This is a genomic window from Brevibacterium sp. FME17 (assembly GCF_014897515.1).
GTDB lineage: Bacteria > Actinomycetota > Actinomycetes > Actinomycetales > Brevibacteriaceae > Brevibacterium.
The window spans coordinates 1-1706 of the sequence record NZ_JABUYD010000057.1 but is presented as its reverse complement, the minus strand read 5'-3'; the positions used below and the strand labels follow the sequence as shown (position 1 = coordinate 1706).

1 protein-coding gene is annotated in these 1706 nt (G+C 57.2%); it reads right to left on the bottom strand.

Features of this window, described 5'->3' with window-relative positions; all coding sequences use genetic code 11:
- Nucleotides 1-34: 34 nt before the first annotated feature.
- A complete protein-coding gene (locus INT40_RS20260) occupies nt 35-1594 on the bottom strand; it encodes an IS1634 family transposase (RefSeq protein ID WP_029417779.1) in 1560 nt (519 codons plus the stop codon).
- Between the last annotated feature and the right edge of the window lie 112 nt (nt 1595-1706).

Here is a 1706-nt window from a genome sequence, read left to right as displayed (position 1 = left end):
CCTGAGTTGCACAGGTTTAGTTACCCTGGCGGAGTCAAGGTGATTGGCCAGTCGGTAGCGCGTCGAGGAGTTCTCTCGCCGCCGGCGGGATATCCGGGGCGAACGTGATCTCCTGATCACCAATGACGCCAGTGAACTCCCGCAACGGACGCAACGTCGTGATGATCTTCTTCAACGACACCCCTGACGCGTCTTGCATAAACCTCGCCACACCCAAAGCAGTGAACACGACCGTCAGATGAGCCTCGATCGCGTCCCGGGTCCGGTGAAACATCGGCCGTGCGTTCAGATCTGTTTTCGACATCCGAAACGACTGTTCGACATGCCAGAGGTCGTGATAGCTGCCGATGACCTCCCTTGCCGGCATGATGGTCTTTGGAATATTGGTGACGTATCCCTTGAACCCGGAGAGCTTCATCGCCCGGTCATAGGCCTTCTCGTCGAAGACCTTCTCCGCTCCCTTGGTTTTGACGAACCTCGCTGATTTCGGTTGCGAGTCTCCCTCGATGATGCTGATAGCTCGGTTGCGCTGCAGATTCAGAGTCTGTTCGTCACGCATCGCTCTCTTGCGTCGGTACTGCCACACCGCCCGCCACGCATCCGGAAACGACTCCGCGTCCCAGACGGGTTCCGACCTCGTTTGTGTTCGGTGTGGGGCAAGTCGTTTCTGGCCACGAGGAGTGATCGTATCGATGACGGTCTGGTCATCGGCCCACTCGCCGTTCCAGGCGAAAAACGTTGCCAGGTCGTGCGGGGCCTTGACCTGCCTGGAACCAACAATGAACCGCAGGCCTGCGTCATCGAGTTCAGTCAAATTCTTCGACGAGAGCATTCCGGCATCGGCAGCCACGACCATGTCCGATACTTGGTGGCGGTCTTGGAAGCGTTTGATCACGGGAATGATCGTGTGGGTCTCTGCTTTGTTGCCTTCGAAGCACCCGATCTCTAACGGGAACCCTGTTCGATCAACGAGGAGTCCGACAACGATCTGTGGATCGACTCGGCGTTCTTTGGAGTATCCGACCTTTCGCAGACTGTCTTCCTTTTCAGCCTCAAAATATAAGGTGGTGACGTCGTAGAGCAACAGACTGATCCCGGTCGTAGCCACTGAGTAGTCGAAACACTTCGCTGCGATCTGGTCGCGATAGTTGTGGTCGCGGGCGCGTTTGAGGCAGGTCAGGAACGTGTTGCGGTGAACGACATCAACACCGAGCTCGGAAAGGACTCTCACGCTATCGGATTTCGAGGTGGGTTCGATCAGGCGGGCGAGGACGAGTTGGAAGAAGGCTTCGTCATCAACAGTGTCGAACCCTAACCGTTGGTAGGCGGCGCGGATCGTATCGACGATGACTTGCGACCGACTCGACTTCACGACCGCGGGTGCTGTGGCTGGTTTGTCGGTGTGGTCGAAGTCGAGGATTCCTTGGCCGGGGTAGAGTTTGTCGCGGCCAAGAGCCATGAGTGCTGCGAGTTCCTCGGGGGTGTGGGCAGAACCGAGGTGCTCGACGATGCGGTAGCGTCCACCTGTTTTGTCAGCGATCTGCACTGCGGTGGCCCCGGACGCTGTGGGGACCTTACGCACGAATGGGCTCATGGTCCCATTTTAGTGTCGAATTTAGTTACCCAAAAGCGCGAGTGATAACTCCCTTACCAGCACAAACATTCCACGACACCGTGAAATCACCGGTCACCTGTGCAAGTCAGGT